General features: G+C 51.0%; 1 rRNA gene. It reads right to left on the bottom strand.

The features are described from left to right. Window positions 1-90 (bottom strand): 5S ribosomal RNA (rrf, locus tag FS806_RS25515); the annotation flags it as partial. Window positions 91-245 lie beyond the last annotated feature (155 nt).

The following is a 245-nucleotide window of genomic DNA, read 5'->3' as shown; positions in this document are numbered from 1 at the left end:
CCCTTCGGTCCAAGTACCATCGGCGCTGGAGGGCTTAACGGTCGTGTTCGGGATGGGTACGCGTGGTTCCCCTCCGCTATCGTCACCAAACGGTTATTCTCTTCAGGGGTTATTCCCTGAAAACTAGTAGCGAATTTAAGCGATTCATCCATTGTGGATCCAGATCATTGTATAGGTTAAGCCCTCGACCGATTAGTATTCGTCAGCTCCATGCATTGCTGCACTTCCACCCCGAACCTATCTAC

Source organism: Paenibacillus sp. 32O-W (genome assembly GCF_007679495.1).
In the GTDB taxonomy this organism is placed as follows: Bacteria; Bacillota; Bacilli; order Paenibacillales; family NBRC-103111; genus Paenibacillus_L; species Paenibacillus_L residui.
The sequence above is the reverse complement of the archived record's forward strand: the minus strand, read 5'-3'. Positions and strand labels throughout refer to the sequence as shown.